Annotated in this window: 19 protein-coding genes, 1 pseudogene and 1 riboswitch; of the genes and pseudogenes, 9 read left to right on the top strand and 11 right to left on the bottom strand. The window is 70.5% G+C overall.

Features of this window, described 5'->3' with window-relative positions; translation table 11 throughout:
- Window positions 1-107 precede the first annotated feature (107 nt).
- Window positions 108-1,334 carry a chitinase gene (locus tag ABH928_RS05770; RefSeq protein WP_370062696.1) on the bottom strand — a complete coding sequence of 409 codons (1,227 nt, stop codon included), beginning with the start codon at window positions 1,332-1,334 and terminating at the stop codon, window positions 108-110.
- 324 nt (window positions 1,335-1,658) lie between these two features.
- On the opposite strand from ABH928_RS05770, the gene ABH928_RS05765 reads away from it, so the two are divergent.
- Window positions 1,659-2,189 (top strand): GNAT family N-acetyltransferase, encoded by a 531-nt coding sequence (locus ABH928_RS05765; protein WP_370062694.1) that lies wholly within the window; start codon window positions 1,659-1,661, stop codon window positions 2,187-2,189.
- Between the two features lie 54 nt (window positions 2,190-2,243).
- On the opposite strand, the gene ABH928_RS05760 is transcribed toward ABH928_RS05765, so the two are convergent.
- The 4 genes from ABH928_RS05760 to ABH928_RS05745 form a co-directional block, all read right to left on the bottom strand.
- Window positions 2,244-2,549: a hypothetical protein gene (locus ABH928_RS05760; RefSeq protein ID WP_370062692.1), complete on the bottom strand. Its 306-nt coding sequence runs from the start codon at window positions 2,547-2,549 to the stop codon at window positions 2,244-2,246.
- On the bottom strand, window positions 2,546-2,980 hold the full coding sequence (locus ABH928_RS05755; RefSeq protein ID WP_370062690.1) for a hypothetical protein: 435 nt from the start codon (window positions 2,978-2,980) through the stop codon (window positions 2,546-2,548). The genes ABH928_RS05760 and ABH928_RS05755 overlap by 4 nt, the downstream gene beginning before the upstream one ends.
- Window positions 2,981-3,193: 213 nt before the next feature.
- Window positions 3,194-5,413, bottom strand: coding sequence for a hypothetical protein (locus ABH928_RS05750; protein WP_370062688.1), 2,220 nt, complete (start codon window positions 5,411-5,413; stop codon window positions 3,194-3,196).
- Window positions 5,414-5,461: 48 nt separating this feature from the next.
- Entirely contained in the window at window positions 5,462-5,797 is a 336-nt protein-coding gene (locus tag ABH928_RS05745) for a DUF805 domain-containing protein (protein ID WP_370062686.1), read from the bottom strand.
- A gap of 128 nt (window positions 5,798-5,925) precedes the next feature.
- On the opposite strand from ABH928_RS05745, the gene ABH928_RS05740 reads away from it, so the two are divergent.
- Window positions 5,926-6,669: an MBL fold metallo-hydrolase gene (locus tag ABH928_RS05740; RefSeq protein WP_370062684.1), complete on the top strand. Its 744-nt coding sequence runs from the start codon at window positions 5,926-5,928 to the stop codon at window positions 6,667-6,669.
- 23 nt (window positions 6,670-6,692) lie between these two features.
- On the opposite strand, the gene ABH928_RS05735 is transcribed toward ABH928_RS05740, so the two are convergent.
- Entirely contained in the window at window positions 6,693-7,838 is a 1,146-nt protein-coding gene (locus tag ABH928_RS05735) for a transglycosylase family protein (protein ID WP_370062682.1), read from the bottom strand.
- 2 nt (window positions 7,839-7,840) lie between these two features.
- Window positions 7,841-8,034, bottom strand: a riboswitch (cyclic di-AMP (ydaO/yuaA leader).
- A gap of 308 nt (window positions 8,035-8,342) precedes the next feature.
- On the opposite strand from ABH928_RS05735, the gene ABH928_RS05730 reads away from it, so the two are divergent.
- From ABH928_RS05730 to ABH928_RS05710, 5 genes are all read left to right on the top strand, one after another.
- On the top strand, window positions 8,343-9,053 hold the full coding sequence (locus ABH928_RS05730) for a FadR/GntR family transcriptional regulator (protein WP_370062991.1): 711 nt from the start codon (window positions 8,343-8,345) through the stop codon (window positions 9,051-9,053).
- On the top strand, window positions 9,040-10,026 hold the full coding sequence (locus ABH928_RS05725) for an asparaginase (protein ID WP_370062680.1): 987 nt from the start codon (window positions 9,040-9,042) through the stop codon (window positions 10,024-10,026). The genes ABH928_RS05730 and ABH928_RS05725 overlap by 14 nt, the downstream gene beginning before the upstream one ends.
- An 86-nt stretch (window positions 10,027-10,112) precedes the next feature.
- Window positions 10,113-11,522, top strand: coding sequence for an aspartate ammonia-lyase (gene aspA, locus ABH928_RS05720; RefSeq protein WP_370062989.1), 1,410 nt, complete (start codon window positions 10,113-10,115; stop codon window positions 11,520-11,522).
- Window positions 11,523-11,687: 165 nt separating this feature from the next.
- On the top strand, window positions 11,688-13,259 hold the full coding sequence (locus ABH928_RS05715) for a long-chain fatty acid--CoA ligase (protein ID WP_370062678.1): 1,572 nt from the start codon (window positions 11,688-11,690) through the stop codon (window positions 13,257-13,259).
- Between the two features lie 278 nt (window positions 13,260-13,537).
- A complete protein-coding gene (locus ABH928_RS05710) occupies window positions 13,538-14,344 on the top strand; it encodes an SGNH/GDSL hydrolase family protein (protein ID WP_370062676.1) in 807 nt (268 codons plus the stop codon).
- A 234-nt stretch (window positions 14,345-14,578) separates the two neighbouring features.
- Here the strand turns inward: ABH928_RS05710 and ABH928_RS05705 are convergent.
- Window positions 14,579-15,187 (bottom strand): annotated as a pseudogene (locus ABH928_RS05705) (hypothetical protein); the annotation flags it as partial.
- A gap of 95 nt (window positions 15,188-15,282) precedes the next feature.
- Window positions 15,283-15,888 (bottom strand): TetR/AcrR family transcriptional regulator, encoded by a 606-nt coding sequence (locus tag ABH928_RS05700; protein WP_370062674.1) that lies wholly within the window; start codon window positions 15,886-15,888, stop codon window positions 15,283-15,285.
- A gap of 63 nt (window positions 15,889-15,951) precedes the next feature.
- On the opposite strand from ABH928_RS05700, the gene ABH928_RS05695 reads away from it, so the two are divergent.
- Complete coding sequence (locus ABH928_RS05695; RefSeq protein WP_370062672.1) at window positions 15,952-16,851, top strand: NAD(P)H-binding protein; 900 nt, start codon at window positions 15,952-15,954, stop codon at window positions 16,849-16,851.
- 54 nt (window positions 16,852-16,905) lie between these two features.
- Here ABH928_RS05695 and ABH928_RS05690 read toward each other — a convergent pair whose 3' ends face one another.
- Window positions 16,906-17,892, bottom strand: a complete 987-nt coding sequence (locus ABH928_RS05690; protein ID WP_370062670.1) for a helix-turn-helix domain-containing protein — start codon at window positions 17,890-17,892, stop codon at window positions 16,906-16,908.
- 303 nt (window positions 17,893-18,195) lie between these two features.
- On the opposite strand from ABH928_RS05690, the gene ABH928_RS05685 reads away from it, so the two are divergent.
- The gene (locus tag ABH928_RS05685) at window positions 18,196-19,005 is read left to right on the top strand and encodes a G1 family glutamic endopeptidase (protein ID WP_370062668.1); all 810 of its coding nucleotides are present in this window, start codon (window positions 18,196-18,198) and stop codon (window positions 19,003-19,005) included.
- A 105-nt stretch (window positions 19,006-19,110) separates the two neighbouring features.
- Here ABH928_RS05685 and ABH928_RS05680 read toward each other — a convergent pair whose 3' ends face one another.
- Complete coding sequence (locus ABH928_RS05680; RefSeq protein ID WP_370062666.1) at window positions 19,111-20,019, bottom strand: hypothetical protein; 909 nt, start codon at window positions 20,017-20,019, stop codon at window positions 19,111-19,113.
- Window positions 20,020-20,171: 152 nt separating this feature from the next.
- Window positions 20,172-22,781 (bottom strand): SpoIIE family protein phosphatase, encoded by a 2,610-nt coding sequence (locus tag ABH928_RS05675; RefSeq protein WP_370062664.1) that lies wholly within the window; start codon window positions 22,779-22,781, stop codon window positions 20,172-20,174.
- Window positions 22,782-22,872 lie beyond the last annotated feature (91 nt).

Below are 22,872 nucleotides of genomic sequence, written 5' to 3'. Positions count from 1 at the left end.
CGCCCACAGGGCCCGGCCTGATCGGCGCGGCGGCGTGCGCGCCCGGCGAACACTGCCCCGGCCTCACCTCGGCCGGGGCAGTGCAGGGGTGTCGGCGGGTCAGGGACTCAGCAGGCCCCGTCGTCGTTCCACGCGCCGGAGGGGCCGCCGGGAACCTCGTCGTCGTTCCACTGGTTGGCGGTCCAGTTGTGACCGTTGTACGAGACCTCCTGGCCGGAGGTGTACGCGCTCGACGCGCTCCACGTCGCCGCGCAGGAACCACCGCCCCCGCCGGTGGAGGTCGGCGTGGGAGTGGGGGTGGGCGTCGGGGTGGCCGTCGAGCTGCTGCCGCCCGTGAAGGCCTGGAACGCCTGGGTGAAGGCCCCGCTGTTCTGGCTGACGCCGCTGCACGTCGAGCTCGCGGTCGTCTGTCCCGGGCAGCCGCCGTTGTCACGGCCTTCGGCCCAGAACGAGAGCTCCGCGATGCCCTGCTGGGCGGCGTAGGACTCGACGGTGCCCGCGTCGGCGAGTGAGAACACCTCCCCCGCGCTGTCGTTCTGACCGATCATCGGCGTGTTGCCGAGCCGCGCGTAGGCGGCTGAGGTGGAGATGCCGAAGGCCGAGGCCACCTGGCCGGCCGTGGCGTCGAGGGCCTGGTTGGCGGCCGTGCCCATCTCCGTGCCGGAGGTGCCGTAGTCCATCGTCATGATGTTGACGACGTCCGGCGTGAAGCCGTTGGCCACGGCCGTGGTGAGGACGTTGACGCCGGACTGGGTGAGCCCGGTCGGCGCCGCCGGGATGGTGTACGAGAGCGACAGGCTCTGGCCGTTGGCGGAGGCCCAGGAGCGGACCTGCGCGAGTGCCTGCGCGGTGCGGGTGATGTCGGAGGAGTTGGTGACCTCGTTGGACTCGATGTCGAAGTCGAGGTGGCTCGCGCCCAGCGTGGTCACCACCGACTCGACCTGCGCGGCCATCGCGCTCGCCGACGAACAGGTGTTGCCGAGGTCGGTGCCGTTGGTGTCCGTCGTGTAGCCGCCGAAGGAGATGCTGACGTCGCCGCCCTGCGCCTGGAGCGAGGAGATCTGGGACTGCCAGCCCGACTCGTTGGGCATCGACCACTGGCAGCCCGAGCCGTCGACGAAGGCCAGCGTGAAGTACTTGGTGCCGTAGTCGGAGGCCACCGTGGTCAGTGTGGTGTTGCTCAGGCCGGTGTCCACGTAGGGGGCGAAGACCTGCGACGGCCACGACACGCCGGCGGCGTGCGCGGTGGGGGTCAGGCCGGTGGCCGTGAGCGCCGCGAACGCGCCGACACTCAGCAGGGCCGACGCGGACAGGACGAAGAAGCGTTTGGGCATGCACTGCTCCCTTTTCGGCATGGGGGGACCGGCGGCGCGACCGAGCGGGCGCCGTCGTTCGCCAGGGGCGTGCGCACATGTTGTCTGGACCAAAGTGGGGAGTGGTCTGGACCATGTGAACGCGAAAGCCAGCAAAGCGGCAGCAACGAATACATGTCAAGACCATCGACGACAATCACCACCGCACCGCACGACGCGGAAGTTGCCCGACCACCCGGTCGAGGTGGCGGCGGTCGCCCGGGCCGACCGTCCGTCATCCGAATTCGTCACGTCGGCGCGCGGCCATGCTGTTGGATGGTCCGCATGACGTCGCCAATGACCTTGATGGTGGAACCCACCCCGAGTGCGCCGGCTCTGACGCTCCGTCCCTGGCAGGACTCGGACGTCCCGGCGATTGTCGCCGCCCACCGCGACGAGGCGATGCGGCGCTGGTTGATGCGCCCCGTCGGCGACGAGGACGGGGCGCGCGCCTGGCTCGCCGACCAGGACCGGGGCTGGGCGAACGGCACCCATCTGAGCTGGGCCATCGAGGAGGACGGCAGGTTCGTCGGCTACTTCGTCATCAAGGCGGCCAACCCGCCGAAGATGCTAGCGACCGGAGTGGGCTATTGGACGGTGGCCGAAGCCCGCGGCAACGGCATCGCCTCGCGCTGCGTCCAGCGCGCGACGGAATGGCTGTTCGGCGGGCAGAACCTCATGCCCGCCGACGAGATCGAGTTGCTGCACACCGTCGGCAACGAGGGCTCGTGCCGCGTGGCGCAGAAGTGCGGCTACGTCCTGGATTCGGTGCTCCCGCCGATGCCGCCGAAATTCCCGCACGAGGGACACCGGCACGTGCGCAAGCGGCCCGCGTAGCAGCGACCGACATCGATGCGGCCCTGCGTCAAGGCTGACTTCGACCCGGACGAGTCACGAACCGCCGGCGGCCGTGCGCTGCTGAGCGGCCGTGTGGATCGCCTGCATGTACGGGAGGTCCATGGCCTGGGTACGGGCGGGGAGTTGCTCGAAGGGCACGATCGCCGGATGGTCGGGCTCGCGCCCGAGCATCCACGCCGACCACGTGTCGTGGACGTCTTCCGACGTGGTCTGCGTGCCCTTGGCCCTCATCAGCACCGCGTAGCCGAGGAAGAGTGCGTCGTCGTCCCCCGGCGGCTGTGCGGCCGGCGGGAGCAGGTTCCGGATGAGGGCGGCGTCTTCGGTGAGGTACTGGCTCATCCCAGCAGTCTGCCCAGGAGCAACAGGACGTGCAATCCGGCGAGCAGCCACGGGATCAGCCGCTCGGTCGTGCCGAGTTCGACGTAGCCGAGCCGCCGTGAACCGGGGTCTCCCACGTGCTTCAGGATCTCCCACTCGTCCGTGAAGATCCGGGCGGGCAGTCGCTCCTCCAGCCTGTTGATCACCCTGAACTTGGCTGCGTTGAGCATCCGGTAGCTGCGCAGTTGCAGCCACCACACCACGGAGATCGCACATCCGGTGAGGGCTGCGGTCAGTGCCGAGTACCACGCGACGTGGTCGAGTGTCGTGTCGGCAAGGCCCACGGCCGCCAGCAAGGTCGTCTGGACGGAGAGGAAGAACTTGTTGGCGGCGCCGCGCCGCTCCGAGACCCGGTCCGCCATCTCGACTGCCAGGGCGTAGGGTTCGAACAACCCGCGACCGACCCTGCTCCTCGGCACAGGCCGCGACCCGGCGTCGGGAGTGCGGGCCTCAGCGGTGCGGGCCTCGGGGATATCGGCTGCGGGTGCGGGTGCAGTTTCGGGCGCGGGTGCGGCTTCGGGCGCGGGTGCAGTTTCGGGCGCGGGTGCAGCTTCGGGTGCGGGTGCGGGTGCGGCTTCGGGTGCAGGATCGGTCTCTTGCATCGCTCAAGCACTCCTGACTTTGTCCGTGACGCTCTGATTACGGGGCAGTTCGGCGAGTTCCGCGAGGACAGGCTTGAGTTGACGCTTGACCAGGCGTGAGAGCGACCACCCCCTCTTGACTGACGTGAGGGCGATGGCTGCCGGATCGAATCGCCTGAACTCCCCCACCCCGTTCTCGCCAAAGACGACAATGCCTTTGAGGGGGAAGTCCCAGTCCTCGAACGCCTTCACCCGTTTCCTGCCGCCGAAGCACACCACCTTCCACCGCGAAAGCTCCTGGTAGCCGGACTTGGGCCGGAAGGCAGGCAGCTCAGGCAGCGGGCGCCGCGTCGGGAGCTCCTGTCCCGACGCCTCCTGTGCGGCAGCGAAACGGCGCGCGTACTCGGCTTTTACCGACTCGCAGAAGTCGCCGTACTCCTCCTCGTCGCAGTAGACCAGGAGCACCAGCCGTTTCAGGTCCATCACCTGAGCAGCCTCGGCGAACTCCCATACCGTTCCCTCGCCCCTGCCGGCGGCGAGGGCGACCACGTGGGCGCCTCGGATCAGCCCACCCACGGTGTCCTGCCAGTCGTCCAGCGGCAGGTAGCCGCGCGCCGCGCCCGGAAGCGGGAGGTCCTCGTCCGGACTGCCGATCGCGATGACCTTTCCGATGCCTCCGAACCGGCGCACCAGGTACTCCTCCTGCGTCAGCCCGGAGAGGAGGAAAATGGCTGTCCCCGGATCACCCCCACCGACCAGCGTCGTCGGCATCTTGAACATCGCCTCGTCCTGCGCGAACGGCCGCAGGTAGAGCACGTACCGCGTGTAGAGGAGCTCGGTGAAGGAGCCGATGATCTTCACCGTGTGACGCTTGCCCCTCTTGATCAGCAGGCGGCCGTAGAGGAACACCCACATGCCGATCGTCATGCCGACCAACCCTGCTCCCCTGGCCAGCAGATCGACCCAGGTCAAGATGCCCGCGCCGGCACCGACCCCCTGCCTCAACACGCCGTCTCCGGCCGCCCCGGCGCCCGTTCCGGCGACCCGCAACGTCCACCCGGCCGCGATCATCGCGCGCCCCTTGTTGGGCTTCTGTTCACCGTGGCGCGGGTATTCGTCCGCAGGCTTCGTCGTTCTGCGGCCCGGGGGCCGCGGCGGAAACCCCGGCGGGACCGGGAACAGGACAGAGGAGCCGTAGCGCACCTCGCCCCAAATCGCTGCGCGCAGTGTGCCTTCGAGGCTCTCCTTCCGAAAGCACCGGTCGAGGTAGAGCAGGCCCAGAGTCAGCGGTGTCAGCGGCGCCGTCACGACCGCAGCGACAACGAACGCGAGCACGACGATGGAGACGGGAAGGATGAGACTGTCTGCCGACAGGTGGACCTTGCTGCCCGACGGACCGTAGAGAAGCTCCGGTGGGAGGTACCGAGCCGCGACGGTTGAACCGACGCCGATGATCAGTTGGGTCGCCGCCCGGCCGACCATGCCGGGCAGGAGCGAGATGCCGAAGGTGCGCCACCAGACGCCGCGGTTGAGCTGCCAGGAGCGGCGCAGCGCAGTCGTGGGGGTCATGCCCTCCAGTACTGAGACCGGTGTGGCATAGAGCAGCCTGCCCCCGACGTACAGCATTGCGGCAAGGCCGGGGAAGAGCAGCAGCAGGGCCAACCCTGCGGCAGCAGCGCTGTGGAGAGCGAGGCCGAGAACGACGGCCGGAAGGACGGACAGCAGGAGGACGCCGACCACGACCAGCGAGGTCAGCAGCTGGGTGCCGAGTGTCCGCCGCAACTGGGGGCGCGCCTCGGCCCAGGCCTGGCGGGCCGTCAGGCGTCGGCCGAGCACCGCGTGATGGCCGAGGACGGTGAGACAGACGGCCGTGGTGACCGCGGACGCGAGGACCGCGCACAACAGAGCGGGAACGATGACCACGGCTGCGGCAAGGGCCAGTTCGATCCCGCGCGTTGTGGTCATCCGCCCGCCGTGCAGGTGCGGGGAGGTGATCAGTCCCCACGCGGCCCACGCGCTGCCGCCGAGTACCACTGTGCTGCCGAGGGCGACGATCAGCAGCGGGAGGTACAGCGGCCAGAAGTACCGCCGGACGGTGGCGAAGACGCCCTTGACGATGTCGTTCGCGTCGAGCGGGCGTAGCGGCACGACCGCACGGTCCCGCGCCCCCATCGGCCACGCGAGTACCACCGCTCCGCCGCCAGGGCCGTCGCGCCTGACCGCTTCTCCCCCGTCGCCTGCCATCGCAGCATCCTCCCCCGATGTGTGCCGCCCTCTGTGTCAGATGATGTGTCAGACGCTCGCGCCGTACTGGTTCGGTCCGGGCGTGCCTTCCTGGCACAGGAACACCAGCAGGACGATCACGCCGATGAACGGGATGAGGGCGATCAGGATCCAGCCCGCCGACCGGTCGGTGTCGTGCAGGCGGCGGAAGGCCACCGCGAGCGTGGGCAGCAGGACCGCCAGGCTGTAGACGGCGTAGAGCAGCGGGAAGTGGATCGCGGCGCCGATGATGATCAGAAGTGCGCCGGCGACGACGTTGAACAGCGTGAACATCCAGTACTCCGCGCGCCGTGCCCGGCCCGAGAATCCTGCGTAGTTCTTGAGCACGTCCAGGTAGTAGTTCACGGCCCCTCCAAGGTGTGACTGGCTTGTGGAAGAAGCTAGCCACGGTCAGAGGGGACCGGTCCCCGGCGAGTTGTGCCCCGGTGTCGTGAGCGCCTGCGCGGCTACAACGTCCCTGCCAGAATGGGCATATGCCGACTCTCACGGTACTCGGAACGTGCGGCGCGTGGCCAGAGGCCGAGCGTGCGGCGAGTGGGCTCCTGGTGGAGGCGGACGGGTTCCGCGTCGTGCTGGATCTCGGATACGGCACGCTGCCGCGCCTGTTGGCGCACTGCACGGCGGACGAGGTCGACGCCGTGGTGATCACGCACGGGCATCCCGATCACTGCGCGGACCTGAGCGGGCTCGGTCGGGCGCTGACGTTCGGGGCTGAGCGGGCCGGAGGTGGACGAGCCGGGCGCACGCCGCTGTACTGCCCGGACGGGGTACTGGAGCGCGTGCAGGCGATGGAGCCGAGCGAGGACCTGCGGGAGGTGTTCGCGCCGCATCCGCTGCCGGGGAGTCACCAGGTCGGGCCGTTCCGGCTGGACGGGATGCTGCTGCCGCATCATGTGCCGCACGCGGGGGTGCGGCTGACCGTGTCAGGAGTGGCCGTGGCCTACAGCGGCGATGCAGGTCCCGCCGCAGGGCTGGGCGAACTGGCGGCCGGGGCCCAGCTGTTCGTGGCCGGGGCGACCCTGCAGGGCGCGGACCGGGACCCGTACCTGCTCAGCGCCGCCGAGGCCGGCCAGTGGGCCGCCGACGCACAGGCCAAGCGGCTGCTGCTCACGCACTTCTGGCCCGGCGCCCAGCGGAGCCGGTCCGTCGCGGAGGCGGGTGCCACCTACGACGGGGAGGTCCTGGCCGCGGAGGAGGGGACGAGCCTCACGCTCTGACCCCGCCCCCGCGCCACGGACCGTCAGTACCAGTTGTTGGCCTGCCAGAACGCCCAGGCCTGGTTCGGGCTGCCGTAGGTGGAGTCCATGTACTGCAGCGCCCAGCGCAGCTGGGTGGCCGCGTCGGTCTGCCAGTCGGCGCCGGCGGAGGCCATCTTGTCGCCCGGCAGGGACTGCGGCAGGCCGTACGCGCCGGAGGACGGGTTGGTGGCGGTGACGTTCCAGCCGCTCTCGTGGGAGATGATCTCGTCGAACGAGGCGAGCTGGTCGGCCGGGACGATCTGCGCGGCGATGGCCTGCGGGTCACCGCTCAGGTTCGCGTTGCTCGCGGGCTGCGCGGCGGAGCTGCTCTGGGCGCTGCTGCCGGCGGACGCGTCGCTGCCGGTCGTGCTCGTGCTGGTGCTCGTGGTCGTGCTCGACGACGAACCCGCGCCGGTGAGCTGCAGGTGCTCGCCCGGGAAGATCAGGTTCGGGCCCTGGGTGAGCGTGGCCTTGTTGAGCTGGTACAGCTCCTGCCAGCCGCCGGAGACGTGGTGCGACTCGGCGATCGTCGACAGCCAGTCACCCGAGACGACGGTGTACTCGGTGGCACCGGCAGTCGCACCGGAAGCGGGCGTGCTGGCAGGGCTCGTGCCGGCAGCAGCCGTGCTCGGCGCGGCGGAGCTGCCGCCGTCGGAGTCCTCCGAGCCCGCCTGGGCCTGGCCGCTGTCGCTGGAAGCGGTCGAGCTGTTCGAGGAGCTCCCGGAGCTCGACGAACCGGAGGTGCTGATCACCGGGGCGGGGCCGCCCTGGGTCAGACCGGCCTGCGGGCCGCAGACGGGCCAGGCGCCGGGGCCCTGGTCCGCGAGGACCTTCTCGGCGACGGCGATCTGCTGGTCCTTGCTGGCCTGGTCGGCGGAGGACGCGTACTGCTGACCCCCGTAGGCGTCCCAGGTGGACTGCGAGAACTGGAGGCCACCGAAGTAGCCGTTGCCGGTGTTGATCGACCAGTTGCCCGTGCTCTCGCACTGGGCGACGGCGTCCCAGGTGGAGGTCGAGGCGGCGAATGCGCTGGACGTCCCGACGAGCGGGAGGGCGATGCCGGCGCCGGCGACACCGGCGACGGTGGCCAGGCGACGGGCCTGGTTGGTGCGGGGACGGCGGTGACGGCCGTTTCCGGACAGGAGCATGGCAGGGTCCTCTACGACGCCTGCGAGGTGAGCTGTCGGATTCGGACCGTGGGCTAGCCCGGCCGTGCTGAGCACGGCTTCACCCCAAGCTGCGGACCTTCTGGAGCGCAGCGACTTACCTGGTTCCCCCGCCCCTGCCGGGCCGAATGTTCGCGCTGCCCGAGCCTCCGGCGGCAGGATTCGGCGTTCCGGAACATCGGGGTCCGCTATGCGCGGACAGGCGGCACGCTAGGCAGTGCGACACGGCGAGGGCAACCGCCGCGAGCCCTCTGTGAGCAGGGCCACATGCCCGCGCGACGGGCTCCAACCCGCCTTCGCCACCTGAAGGTTCATCAACTGCGGCGGACAGCACCGCTCCCTGCCTCGGCTCGGCACCGTGGGCCGCCGCCCCCGCGCAGGGTGGCAAATCCACGCTTGACAGCCCCATCCGCAACCTCCAGGATCACTCGGGTGAACCTGTCAGACAGCCAGACAGGTGGCGCAATGCCGCGTCGCGTCAGCGCGATGGAAGCGGTGTTCGGCCATCTTCGCCAGGCCATCGAGCGCGGCGACTACGCCATAGGCGACAAGCTCCCCTCCGAGGCGGAGCTGTGCCGCATGCTCGAGGTCAGCCGGCCGGTGCTGCGGGAGGCGCTCCGCGCCCTGCAGGCGATGGGCCTGACCGCCTCCCGGACCGGCAAGGGCACCTTCGTCATCGCCCACGCGGTCGAGGAGCCCACTTTCGGCGACTACGCGGCCGGCGATCTGGAGGAGGTGCGCCGGCACGTCGAGATCCCCGTAGCGGGCTACGCGGCGCTGCGCCGCACCCCCGAGGACCTGGACCGGCTGGCCCATCTGCTGGAGCGGATGGAGCGGGAGACGGACACCACCGCATGGGTCGCGATGGACAGCCTCTTCCATCTGACCGTGGCCGCAGCCGCCCAGAACCCGGCCTTCCGCCGGGTGATCGAGGAGATTCGTGACGCCCTGGCACGCCAGTCGTCGTTCCTCAACGAACTGGGCCCCGGACGCCGCGAGCAGTCCAACCGGGAGCACCGCGTGATCGTCGAGGCGCTGGTCGACGGCAACCAGGACGACGCCGTCGCCGCCATGGCCCACCACCTCGACTGCATCGACGCGACCCTCAGCAGCATCGTGCACCCCGGGCGCACCACACCCACCCACATCCCCATCCCACTCCCACCGAAGGCGGATCCGACGCGTGAACCTCGCTGACTCCCCCGCGATACGCGAACCCCGTCACTCCCCCGTCGCACACCTGGTGCGCGGCGGGGTGGTCGAGGGCGTCCACTACGGCTCGGTCGTCGTGCTGGACGCGGACGGCCAGGTCGCGTTCGAACTCGGCGACATCGAGGCCGCGTTCTATCCGCGCTCGGCGCTCAAGCCCATCCAGGCGGTCGCCATGGTGCGGGCCGGGCTGCCACTCGACGGTGAACTGCTCTCGCTGGCGGCGGCCAGCCACTCCGGCGAGGAGCGCCATCTCGACGGCGCCCGGCGGATCCTGGAGCTGGCCGGTCTCACCGAGAGCCACCTGCGCAACGCCGAGGACCTGCCCTACGGTCCGACCGTCCGGGACGCCTGGGTCAGTGCCGGACGCCTGCCGTCCCGGCTGGCGCAGAACTGCTCCGGCAAGCACGCGGCCATGCTCTACACCTGCACACTCAACGGCTGGTCCCTCGACGACTACCTCGATCCCGCGCATCCGCTCCAACAGGCCGTCGCGGCAGCAGTCGAGGACCTGACGGGGCAGCGCGTCGCGACGGTCACGGTGGACGGCTGCGGCGCGCCGCTGTTCGCGGTCTCGCTGCACGGCCTCGCCCGCGCCGCCGCCCGCATCACCACCGCCGCGCCCGGCACGCCCGAGGCACGCGTCGCGGACGCGATGCGCGAGCACGCCGAGATGGCCTCCGGCTCCGGCCGGGACGTCTCCGCGCTGATGCACGCCGTACCGGGACTGCTCGCCAAGGACGGCTTCGAGGGCGTCCAGGTGGGCGCGCTGCCGGACGGCCGGGCGATCGCCGTGAAGATCTCCGACGGCGCGAACCGGGCGCGCATCCCGGTCGCCGCCGCTGCGCTCGCCCGCGCGGGCGTCGACCCCGAGCTGCTCACCGCGTTCGCGGGCGAGACGCTGCTGGGCGGCGGGCACCCGGTCGGGCGCGTCCAACCGGTACCCGCGCTGACCGCCTGACCCTCAGCGCTCTCCCGCACCTGAGCCCTCGTCACCGTCCACTCCGAGGAAGAAGACCCGCACCCGCCATGACCGCAGTGACCGCCATGACCGCCGCAACCCGCAGCGAGCACGACCTCCTCGGAGACCGTGACATCTGCGCCGACGCCTACTGGGGCGTCCACACCCTGCGCGCCACGGAGAACTTCCCGATCACCGGCACGCCCATTTCGGCCTACCCCCACCTGATCGACGCCCTGGCCGCGGTCAAGGAGGCAGCCGCGCTCGCCAACGAGGAGCTCGGGCTGCTGGCGCCCGCCAAGGCTGCCGCGATCGTCGCCGCCTGCCGCGAGATCCGCACCGGCGCGCTGCACGACCAGTTCGTCGTGGACGTCATCCAGGGCGGCGCAGGCACCTCGACCAACATGAACGCCAACGAGGTCGTGGCCAACCGCGCGCTGGAGCTGCTGGGTCACGCCAAGGGCGAGTACCAGCACCTGCACCCCAACGAGGACGTCAACCTCAGCCAGTCCACCAACGACGTCTACCCCACCGCCGTCCGGATCGCGACCGTCTTCGCGGTGCGCGGCCTGCTGGAGGCGATGGCCCACCTCCAGGACGCCTTCGCCGGCAAGGCCGTCGAGTTCCGCGACGTGCTGAAGATGGGTCGCACCCAGCTCCAGGACGCCGTGCCGATGACGCTCGGTCAGGAGTTCTCGACCTTCGCGGTCATGCTCGACGAGGACCGCAGTCGACTGGCCGAGGCCGTCCAGCTGATCCACGAGATCAACCTCGGCGCGACCGCGATCGGCACCGGCCTCAACGCCCCGGCCGGATACGCCGAGGCCGCCCGCCGCCATCTCGCCGACGTGACCGGGCTGCCCCTGGTCACCGCCGCCAACCTGGTCGAGGCCACCCAGGACTGCGGCGCGTTCGTCCAGATGTCCGGCGTACTCAAGCGCATCGCCGTCAAGCTCTCCAAGAGCTGCAACGACCTGCGTCTGCTGTCCTCCGGCCCGCGCGCGGGCCTCGGCGAGATCAACCTGCCGCCGGTGCAGGCCGGTTCGAGCATCATGCCGGGCAAGGTCAACCCGGTCATCCCCGAGGTGGTCAACCAGGTCGCCTTCGAGGTGATCGGGAACGACGTCACCATCACCATGGCCGCCGAGGGCGGTCAGCTCCAGCTCAACGCCTTCGAGCCGATCATCCTGCACTCGCTGTCGGAGTCCGTCACCCACCTGCGCGCCGCCTGCCTCACCTTGGCCGACCGCTGCGTCACCGGGATCACCGCCAACACCGAGGCGCTGCGCGCGACCGTCGAGAACTCCATCGGCCTGGTCACCGCCCTCAACCCGCACATCGGCTACGTCGCCGCCACCGAGATCGCCAAGGAGGCGCTTGCCAGCGGCCGTGGCGTGGCCGAGCTCGTCCTGGAGCGCGGCCTGCTCCCGGCCGAGCAGCTCGCCGCGCTGCTCCGCCCCGAGGCGATCGCGGGCACCGGCGTCCCGGTGGCCTGACCCGACGCCAATCCGACGCGACGCCGATCTGACCCGACGTCGATCCGACCCCGGCACCCGCCCCGAGCGGGATCGACCGAGCAGCAGCTTCCGCGCCTGACCTGTGATCTCATCTGACATGCGTTCACACCCGACGGCCCGGCTCCCGACCTCCCGGAAGGCACCATGCTGAACCTGTCGATCCTGCTCGAGGACTCCGCCCGCACCTACCCGAACCGTGACGCGCTGGTCCTGGGCCCGACGCGCCTCACCTACGCCCAGGTCGACGCCGCCGCGAACCAGGTCGCCAACCTGCTGGTGGAACGCGGGATCCGGCCCGGCGACAAGGTGGCGCTGAGCTGTCCGAACCTGCCGCAGTTCCCGGTCGTCTACTACGGCGTCCTCAAGGCGGGCGCGGTCGTGGTCCCGCTCAACGTGCTGCTCAAGCCGCGCGAGATCGCCTACCACCTGCGGGACGCCGACGTGAAGGCGTACTTCTGCTTCGAGGGCACGCCGGAACTGCCGATGGGCGCGGCCGGTTGGGCGGCGTTCAACGAGGTCAAGGAGGTCGAGCACTTCTTCCTGATCACCGCCGACGCCGCCGAAGCCGCCGCGCCGAGCCCAGTGGAGGGCGCGGTGACCATGGGCGCGGAGACGTTCGCGTCGGCGCTCGCGGGCCGGAGTCCGGTCTTCGACCCGGTCGTCACCGAGGCGACCGACACCGCGGTAATCCTCTACACCTCGGGCACCACCGGCCAGGCCAAGGGCGCCGAACTGTCCCATGCCAACACGATGATGAACGTGTTCGCCTGCAACCGGATGTTCGACACCAGGCCGGCCACCGACAGCCACGTGCTCTGCCTGCCGCTGTTCCACACCTACGGCGCGACCGTGCAGATGCACGCCGGGTTCGCCATGGCGGCCACGCTCCACCTGGTGCCGCGGTTCAACGCGCAGCAGGTGGTGCAGTTGATGAACACCGAGGAGATCACCTTCTTCGCCGGTGTCCCGACCATGTGGTGGGGCCTGCTCGGCGCGCTCACCGACGACGTCGACGTCGACCGGATCGCGCGCAACCTCCGGGTCGGCGCCTCCGGCGGTTCCAGCCTGCCCGTCGAGATCATCCACCAGGTCCGGGAGCGGCTGCACGTCCAGGTGCTGGAGGGCTACGGCCTCTCCGAGACCAGCCCGGTGGCCACCTTCAGCGACCCGAACCAGGAGCCGCGTCCCGGCTCGATCGGCGTGCCGATCTGGGGCGTCGCGGTGAAGCTGATCAACGACGACTGGTCCGAGGTGACCGAGGTCGGTGAGATCGGCGAGATCGCCGTCAAGGGCCACAACATCATGAAGGGCTACTACAACCGGCCCGAGGCCACCGCCGAGGTGATCAGGGACGGTTGGTTCCGCACCGGCGACCTGGCGCGCCGGGACGCGGACGGCTTCTACTACGTCGTCGACCGCTCCAAGGACATGATCATCCGCGGCGGCTTCAACGTGTACCCCCGCGAGATCGAGGAGGTGCTGATGACGCACCCCGCGATCAGCCTGGCCGCGGTTATCGGTGTGCCGCATGCGAGCCATGGCGAGGAGGTCAAGGCGTTCGTGATCCTCAAGCCGGGGGCCGAGGCCTTGCCGGAGGGACTGGTCGCCTGGGGCCGGGAGCAGATGGCCGGTCACAAGTACCCCCGCATCGTGGAGATCGTCGAGTCACTGCCGATGACCGCCACTGGAAAGATCCTCAAGCGCGAGCTCTCCTGAAACTCGCCCGACCTCTCCTTCTTTCCCCTCGACCGGCCGTCAGTGGTGATCTGACGGCCGGTCGGTGTTTGCCTCGACACCCTTGCCCCTCGAATGTCCCTTGAAACAAAGGGATCTTGACGCTCTGCAAGGTTTTTCAGGACTCTTCAGAATGGCTGTCAGAAGGTTGGCATGGACACTATTCACGGCGGGTTACCGGCTGGTACACAAGTCCGCGACGCGCGTCACCCAGGCCCCACCCCCCAATGTCGTGCACCACCACCACAAGTGGAGGCACCATGCACATCCACGCGTCCAGACGACTCCTGGCGAGCACCCTCGCCGTCGGCACCCTCGTGGCCTGCGCGCTGGCCGGCGCGCCGACCGCCCAGGCCACCAGCGGCGGCTACGTCGCACTCGGCGACTCCTACGCCTCGGGCGTGGGCAGCGGCAGCTACATCTCCTCCAGCGGCTCCTGCTACCAGAGCACGCTGTCCTACCCCGAGCTGTGGCAGCAGGCCAACTCCCCGTCCAGCTTCGACTTCGCGGCCTGCTCCGGGGCGACCAGCCAGGATGTGCTCAACAACCAGCTCTCCGGGCTGAACAGCAGCACCACCGAGGTCAGCCTCACCGTCGGCGGCGACGACGCGGGCTTCACCTCGACGATGGAGACCTGCGTGCTGGACGGCACCAGCTCGTGCCTCTCGGCCGTCAGCACCGCGGAGAACACCGTCAACACCCAGCTCGCCTCGCGGCTGGACACGCTCTACTCCGCGATCAGCGCCGACGCGCCCAACGCCCACGTGGTCGTGCTCGGTTACCCCCACCTCTACGCGGTCCCCGGCGACTGCCTCTTCGGCATCAGCGACACCAGCCGCAGCGCCATCAACGGCGCCGCCGACGACCTCGACGGCGTGATCGCCAACGAGGTCGCCAAGTACCCGAACTTCACCTTCGGCGACGTGCGGAACGCCTTCAGCGGGCACGAGATCTGCACCGACGACCAGTGGATCCACAGCACCACGCTGCCGGTCTACGAGTCCTACCACCCCACCTCCGCCGGCCAGGCCGACGGCTACTACCCGGTGTTCACCGCCGACGAGTGATCACCCGCTCGCGCATGGGCGTTGTGAGCGTGTGAACGTGTGACGGATCGACCCGGGCCGTCGCCGCCCGCCCCGGCACCGCCGGACGCGGGCGACGGCGGCCCTACAGCTGCTCTCTCCCACCGCGGCCCGCTGGATCGAACCGGACGCGGTCACCGCCCGTCAGCAGCCGACTGGGCGAATCTTCCTGATACGGCACCAAGATCTGCCCGGATTTCCTGTCCCAGGGCTCTTCGTCCGGGCGCCCTCGCGCGCGGCGATCCGGTAGGACCGGTTCTGCTTCCGGCCGAGCCAGGTGATGCGCCGGGGCCGAACGGCCGCCTTGACGAAGGCCGCCCGGCCGGGCTCGATCTGCACCGTTGCCGGGTGGAACTCGAACGCGAGCTGGTCGCCCTCGTCGAGGCCGGACACGGACGCGGTGAGCCTGGTGTTGCCCAGGTTGTCGAGCGCGAGCACCGGCCGGCCCCGAAACCGCCCCCGGACCGTCGGCGGCACCAACTCGGCCCGCAGTTCGGCGAACGGCGTGATGCTGAGGTTGCCCTCGGGGACGGTGGTCGCCTCCGGGTGCTCGGTCGGGACGACCTGGATGCCGTACGGGTTCGGACCGGCCGTCGCATCCGGACTGCGGGGCGGGGCGAAGCGGATCTCCACGCTTCCCGTGGTCCCCGGATAGAGCCTGAGCGTGGCGGGCTCGACGGTCGCGTACGCGGCGACGTCGCCGACCGGCACGAAGCGGTACTCGTCGACGACATCGCCGGTGTTGCGCACCCGCAGTCGCACCGTGGCGGTGCCGCCGGGGTCCACGGTGGTGGACGCCGGATCCAAGGAAGTCCAAATACTCACACGGGGACGCTAGCCATGGCCGAGGCGCCGGTCAGGAGGCGTCAGGTCAGACCTGCTGCCCGATCTCCCCACCGCACAGGGGGACTTACGACCGCTCACGTTCGCAGGTGGGCGAACGCCTGGTCGGCGTCGATGACAGCCTCGGGGTGAACGTCGCGCGCGGTTCCCCCGTCGGCGATCTTCTGCCAGTTGGCACGGGCGAGCACCCGTTGGACCGCGAGTACCTGGGCCGCCGTCAGTCGCGCCTGGATGTCCGGGCCTGGATCGAGGGCTTCTGCCAGCGCCTGCTCGTCCTCGAGCATGTACTGCGTGAGCCGTCCCGCCAGGCTCGGCGTGGTGAACACCAGGCGATGGAACTCCACCACCGCGGGATGGTCGCTGAGGCCGGTGACGGGATCGTAGAGATCGAGGCCGGCCCGAAAGTGCCGGTGCAGGGCCGCCACGGGCGAGACGCCGGGCTCGCGGTCGCGCACGACGCGTGCGGCCTCACCGTTGTGGTCTGCGAATCGGTGCAGTACCAGGTCCTCCTTGGTCGGGAAGTACCGGAAGAGCGTCGGCTTGGAGACCTCAGCCACCGCAGCGATGTCGCTGACCGAGACCTGGTCGAATCCGTGTGCAAGGAACAGTGAGATCGCCGCATCGGCGATGGCGTCACGAGTCCGCGCCTTCTTGCGGGCGCGCAGCCCCGTCGACTCGATCACCCGGACAGCATAACATTGTGTAACCAGGTTGCTTTTTTAACCGAGTAACGCTTTGCTGCGGGAGTGAATCGGACAGACACCACCCACATGCCACCGGTGCTCGTCACCGGCGCCACCGGCCGGATCGGGCGCGGCGTCATCGACCAACTCGTCAGCGCGGGCGTGCCGGTGCGCGCCCTCACGCGTCGTGCCGAAGGCGCGGCGACGCTGCCGGCCGACGTCGAAGTCGTCACCGGCGACCTCACCGTGCCCGCGTCTCTTGACCAGGCATTGCAGGGCACCAGCGCCGTCTTCCTGCTCTGGACCGCGCCTCCGACGACGGCTGCGGCAGTTGTCGAGCGCCTGGCGGCCCACACGCGGCGCGTCGTCTTCCTCTCCTCGCCGCACCGGACGCCGCACCCCTTCTTCCAGCAGCCGAATCCCATGGCGGTGCTCCACGCCGAGATCGAGCGACTGATCGCGGCCACCGGACTCGAGTCGACGATCATCCGACCGGGGATGTTCGCATCGAACTCGTTGGCCTGGTGGGCACCCGCCATCCGCGCCGGCGAGGTCGTCCGATGGCCCTACGGTGCGGCCGAGACCGCACCCGTCGACGACCGTGACGTCGCAGCCGTCGCGGCGCGGACGCTCTACCAGGACGGACATGCCGGCGCTGACTACGTCCTCACGGGGCCCGAGTCACTGAGCCAGGCGGCGCAGGTGGACATCATCGGCAAGATCCTGGGACGCCCGGTCAGGTTCGAGGAGCTGTCACCGGACGAGTTCCGCAGCGAGACAGAGGGCAAGGCCCCGCGCGCGGTCGTCGACATGCTGCTCACCGCATGGGGCGCAACGACTGGCAGGCCCGCGTTCATCACCTCAGCCGTCTCCGACGTCCTCGGGGTGCCGGCGCGATCCTTTGCCGAGTGGGTGGCCGACCACGCAGGCGCGTTCGAGCAAGGCGCGGTTCCGTCAACCTGATCTTCGTCGCAGTCGCCGCAGTCACCGCAGTCGCTGCTGTCGTATGACGTCCCGTCAGTTCCCGTCCCAGTCCCAGCGGATCCCGAACCGGCCGGGTCCCGCGCCGAGGGCCACCGCGTGGACGGTCCCGGCGCTGTTCAGCCGGAGCGACCGCTCGCGTGGGACGGCGTCCAACGCCCCACTGCGGAACATGCGGCAGGCGCCGGGCCGGGCCGCGCGGTCGAAGCGGACCTCCAGCAGGTGTTCGCGCGAGGCCCGGTTGAGGCGGGCGTCGAAGTGATGGACCGGCCGCCCGGCGGACGCCCGGTGGACGGTGTACTCGACTATCGCTGTCTCGCCTCTGGCGAGCGCACGGTCGAAGAGCAGTTCCGCCGCCAACAGGCCTTGGTCCGGCAGGTGTTCGACGGCGCCCAGCCGCAGCGGTGCCGGGACTTCCAGTTCAGGACCGCGGCCGATCTCGTGCGCCTGGAGCACGGTGATCCAGCGGTCCACGCCGTCGGCCTCGGCGCGGACCACGCGTCTGCTCCACAACGAGCTAACGCAGCGGTCCGCGTCGACGGTCAGGCGGCTGTGGCAGCTCAGCCGGGTCAGACTGAGATCCCAGCGGGTGTCCAACCGCTCCCACAGCCCCCGGCCCTGCTCGCCGGGCGACCACGCGTCGGTCAGCGGAACATCACCCACGACACCGACACCGCCGCCCCCCGCCGCCCTGGGAACGGCCACCTGACCCGCGCCCTGCTCTGCGCTCTGCTGCGCGCCCTTGACGGCCCACCGGCCGCGCGGACGCGGGGGCCCGAGCAGGGCGAACAGGGCGCCGGGCTGGACCTGGAGCACCTCCTCGATCACGCTCAGCGCCTGGAGTGACTTGGGCCGTTCAGGACGGCAGCGACCCGTCTGCCAGAGGCTCAGCGTCGCGACGGACAGCCGCATCCCGCGCGCGTCCAGCCGGTCCGCGATGCGTTCGAGCGTGAGGCCGCGTTCCGCGATGGCGTGACGCAGCGCCTGGTCGAAGGGAACGCTCTGCGCAGGCACCTGCGTCATAGTCACGCCCTCCTTCTGCCGACCCCGCCCCCGTGTCTGGCTGATCATTACCCACGATTGCATCTAACAACCTGTGAGTTCCCTGGCGGCTGCCCGCCCTGGGCTCATCCCGCCCTGCGGCAGTCCTCCTCGGCAGGCTGCTCGCCGGTCTCCTTGCCGATCTCTTCGGCAATTCCCTTGAAACTGAACGGGCGGAGCCCTCTTGTCCGGTGCATGTACACAAGGTGAGGCTGTGTCAACCGCCGGAGATCACCCCCACTTCGCGGCGGCCGACCCCAACTCCTCACCCCCATAGGAGAATCCATGAGGACCGTTCGGCGAACCGCACCCTTGCTGGCCATCGCCGTCGGCGTCAGCGCCGCCGCGCTGGCCACCCCGGCCATCGCGGCCACCCCCACGGCGTCGCCCGCCCAGATCACCCAGGCCCAGGCGTCGCACGAGAGCCACTCCCTGCACGGTCTGCACCAGCGGACGGGCGCCGTCACCAACGCGAGCGTGGAGTCCACCAACTGGTCCGGCTACGCCGCCACCGGCTCGTCGGGCGCGTACAAGTCCGTCTCCACCTCCTGGGTCCAGCCCTCCGTCAGCTGCGGCTCGGCCACGACCTACTCGTCCTTCTGGGTCGGCCTCGACGGCTACAGCAACTCGGCGCTGGAGCAGACCGGCACCGAGGCGGACTGCATCGGCGGCCACGCCACGTACGGCGCGTGGTGGGAGGTGCTGCCCGCCTCGGAGAGCGCGTACTCGGGCGTCACCGTCGCGGGCGGCGACTCGATGTCCGCGTCGGTGACCGACAACGGCAACGGCACCTTCACCATGACGCTGACCGACAGCACCAAGGGCTGGTCCAAGTCCACCACGCATGCCGGAAGTTCCGGCTACCAGGACAGCTCGGCCGAGGTCATCGCCGAGGCCCCGGAGGTCAACGGCTCGATAGCCAGCCTGGCGAACTTCGGCACCGTCAACTTCACCGGCGCGACGGCCGGCGGAAAGTCGCTCGGCAGCACCTCTCCGACCGAGATCGTCATGGTCAACAGCAGTGGCAGCACGGTCCGCGCCCAGCCCGGCGCGATCTCCGGTGGCAGCTTCTCCGACGTCTGGAAGCACAGCTGACGCGCGGGGCGCACTGACGGAACGACCGCGTCCGGGTCCGCGCTTCCAGTCGCGGACCCGGACGGCCTCGTTCGGCTGCTTCTCCAGCCCCACCAACCACCCCGGTCAACGACCGCGCCCGTTACGCCGGCTCCTGCGGCGGGCCAGTTCCTCGCGTGCCGTCACCCAGCGCTCCTGCGCCTGCGCCACCACAGCCGCCCACTCCTGCCGCACCTCGTCGTCCGGCGGGCGGTTGCCGCGGGCGATCCGGCCGAGTTCGTCATGGACCTCCCGGCCCAGCGCCGACGAGGCCACGAGCACGACCATGACGCCGAACAACGCCGCGATCATTGCGAAGACGGCACCCACCGGCCCGAAGCGGGTGGCATAGGAACTGAAGAGATGTGGCAGATACACCGCCGCCACGACGGAGTAAGCACTGCTCGCGACCGCTCCGACAACGCCGAACGGCACCAGGTCCCGCCAGGCCTGTCGTCGGGCGCAGAGGGTCCAGCCTCCCCACACGAGAAACACGGCGGTCAGCGGCACCTCACACGCGGCTGCCAGGAGACCGAACCGCGCTTCCCCAAGCGTGGCGTACAGCCATCCTCCGACTGCCGCGTACGCGACGAGGCCCGCGAGCCAACGCAGCCCGTTCAGAGTGTTGCGCACGCTCAGCGGCGGCAGTTCCCAGGTCTGCTCGAACAACCGTTGGGCCGCTCGCGCGAGACTCAGGGACGAGATGATCAGGAACACCGTCCCACCGACTCCGAGACTGACCCCGGGTCCTTCCGCGAAGGAGAAAAGAGACCTGACCGCCTCCGCCCCACCACCGGTCAGGCCGTAGCGGTTGATCAGCCGGGTGGCCAGGTCCTCCTGGCCGAGCTGCACCACCACGGACGCCACCAGCAGAGCCAGCGGGATCCCGGCGGTCAGGGCACTCGACGCGAGCGCCATGGAGCGGTCGAAGCCCACCAAGCGCTGGAATCGGCTGACGACGCGCAAAGCGAACGCCGGACGCAGCCAGAAGGTCAAAGTCCGCAGGACACGCTCCCGCGAGATGGTTTTCGTGCCTGGCCTCCGCGAACCCGGGGTGGTCGGGACGCAGCCACCCTAACGCGCCGTCACCGTTCCGCCCGCGTGGACGCGCCCGCGCCGGTGTGTGAGCACCACTTCCCCTGCCGGGCCTAAATGTCGTCGAAGTCAGCGAACACACCCTCCCCCTGGAGTCCTCCGGTGAGCGGCTGCTCGGACCAGATCACCTTGCCGCTCGCGGTGTAGCGGGTGCCCCAGCGGTGGGCGAGCTGGGCGACGAGGAAGATGCCGCGACCGCCCTCGTCCGTCGTCGCCGCCCAGCGCAGGTGCGGGGCGGTGCTGCTGCCGTCGGAGACCTCGCAGACCAGTCCCGTGTCGCGGAGCAGCCGGACGCGGACCGGCGCCACGCCGTACCGGATGGCGTTGGTGATCAGCTCGCTGAGGATCAGTTCGGCGCTGAAGGAGATCTCCTCGAGTCCCCACTCCACCAGCTGCTTGACGCACGCGTTGCGCACCGGCGCCACGGCAGCCGGGTCGCCGGGGACCTCCCACTCCGCCACCTGCTCGGGCGGCAGCAGCGCTGTTCCGGCGACGAGCAGGACCACGTCGTCGGTCGGCTGCGGCGCGGGTGCCGCGCGGACCGCGACGGCGCAGATCTCCTCGGGGCTGAGCGCGCGGCCGTGGTTCTCCAGTGCGACGCGGAGACGGCGCAGACCCTCGTCGATGTCCTCGCCCCGAGCCTCCACCAGGCCGTCGCTGAAGAGCAGCAGCCGCGAGCCCGCGTCGAGCCCGATCTCGCTGGTCCCGAACGGGTGGCCGCCGACGCCGAGCGGTGGGGCGACCGCGACCTCCGGGAAGACCACGGTGCCGTCGGGACGCACCACGGCGGGGCCGAGATGCCCCGCGCTGGAGAGAGTGCAGACGCCCGACACCGGGTCGTAGACCGCGTACAAGCAGGTCGATCCGGTCACGGTGACGTCGGCGGGGACCCCGTCCGCGGGGGACTGCTCGGACTGCCCGGCCTCCTCGTCCAGCTGCGTGACCAGCTCGTCCAGCCGGCCCAGCACCTCGTCGGGCGGCAGGTCCAGGGCGGCGAAGGTGCGGGTCGCGGTGCGCAGACGCCCCATCGCGACGGCGGCGTTGATGCCGTGCCCGACCACGTCGCCGACCACCAGCGCCGTACGGAAGCCGGGCAGCGGGATGACGTCGAACCAGTCCCCGCCGACACCGGCGCTCGCCGGAAGGTAGCGGTGGGCCAGCTCCAGCCCGGTGCGCTCGGGCACGCTGCGCGGGAGCAGGCTGCGTTGCAGGGCGACGGCGGTCCCGTGTTCGCGGGTGTAGCGGCGGGCGTTGTCGACGGAGACAGCGGCGCGGGCGGCCAGGTCCTCGGCGAGCGGCAGGTCGTCCGCGTCGAACGCCGGGCTCCCGGGGGCCCGGCGGAACTCGACCAAGCCGAGCACTCCCCCGCGCATCCGCAGCGGGACGATGAGCGTCCCGTGGTCGGCGTCCGGGACGGCACACTCACCGGCCAGGGCGAGGGCCTGCGGGCTGTCCGGGGTGAGGGTGACGGTGGTGCCGACCGGAGTGTCGGGCTCCTGGTCGCCGCCGCGCAGGACGGTGCGGCGCAGCAGTCCGGCGGTCCGGGGTGGCTCCTCGCCGCGGGTGACGGCGTCGACGAGGTCGACGGAGACGGCGTCCGCGAAGCCGCCCAGCGCGACGTCCGCGAGTTCCTCGCAGGTCCGGGTCATGTCCAGAGTCCGGCCGATCCGCATGCCCGCCTCGTAGAGGAGTCGGCGGCGGCGTCCGGCAGCCTCGATCCGGCTGGTGAGGTCGTGCAGCTCGGTGGTGTCCCGGAGCGTGACCACACTGCCGGGGAGGCCGCCGTACGGGGCGGTCGGGCGCTTGTTCACCGCGAGCAGCCGGTCGGCGGCACGGTGAATGCCGTCCGTCACCTCGTCCGGGGAGGTGAGCAGCGTCGTCGTCGCCGGGTCCAGACCCAGCGCCGCCACAGGCTGCTGCTCGGCGTCCGGCGGCAGGTCGAGGAGGCGGCGGGCCTCGTCGTTGGCGAGCGTCAGCCGTCCGTCGCCGCCGATGATCAGCACGCCCTCGCGCACGGCGTGCAGGACAGCTTCATGGTGCTCGTACATCCGGGCCAGCTCGGTGGGACCGAGGCCACGCGTCTGCCGCTGCAGCCGCCGGGAGGCGAACGCCGTGCCCGCGGCAGCCAGCAGCACAGCGATGGCCGCTCCGCCGAGCAGGACCGGCAGTTGGGTGTCCGCGAGGGCGTTGACCCGTCCGACCGTGATGTTGACGGCGACCGCGCCGAGCGGTCGATGGGCGGCGTCGAACACCGGCACGGCGGTCGCGATCGAGTCGAAGCCCGGCTGGTTGTCCTCGAAGGTGACCGTCTGCCCGGCGAGCAGCTTGGGCAGCACGTCATGGAGCACGAACGGCGTGGGCTGGTAGGGACGGCCGACATAGTCGGGGTAGGGCGAGGTGAGCTGGACGAACGAGGTGTTGAAGACCACCACCGAGTCCACCCCGGCCGCCTGCTGCACCCGCTCCGCCTGCGGCTGCAGCACCGCCGTCGGGTGGGGCGACTCCAGCGCCTGGACCACACCCGGAGCGGTCGCGAAGGACTGGGCCACGCCGCGGGTGATCCTGCGGGCGTCGCTCGTCGTACTGGAGCGCGCCTGGAGCACCATGGCCACCACGCCCGCGACGACGAGCAGCAGCACGATCAGCAGCTCGATGAGGAACATCCGCCCGGCCAGGCTCCGCCCGAACAGTGCGGCGCGCGGTCCGCGCGGTCCGCGTTTCTTCCGGGGCTCGTGCTCCCGCTCCGACGACGCA

Origin of the sequence: Streptacidiphilus sp. MAP5-3, from assembly GCF_041262505.1 — a bacterium.
In the GTDB taxonomy this organism is placed as follows: Bacteria; Actinomycetota; Actinomycetes; order Streptomycetales; family Streptomycetaceae; genus Streptacidiphilus.
This window is presented reverse-complemented; position numbering and strand designations above follow the sequence as displayed.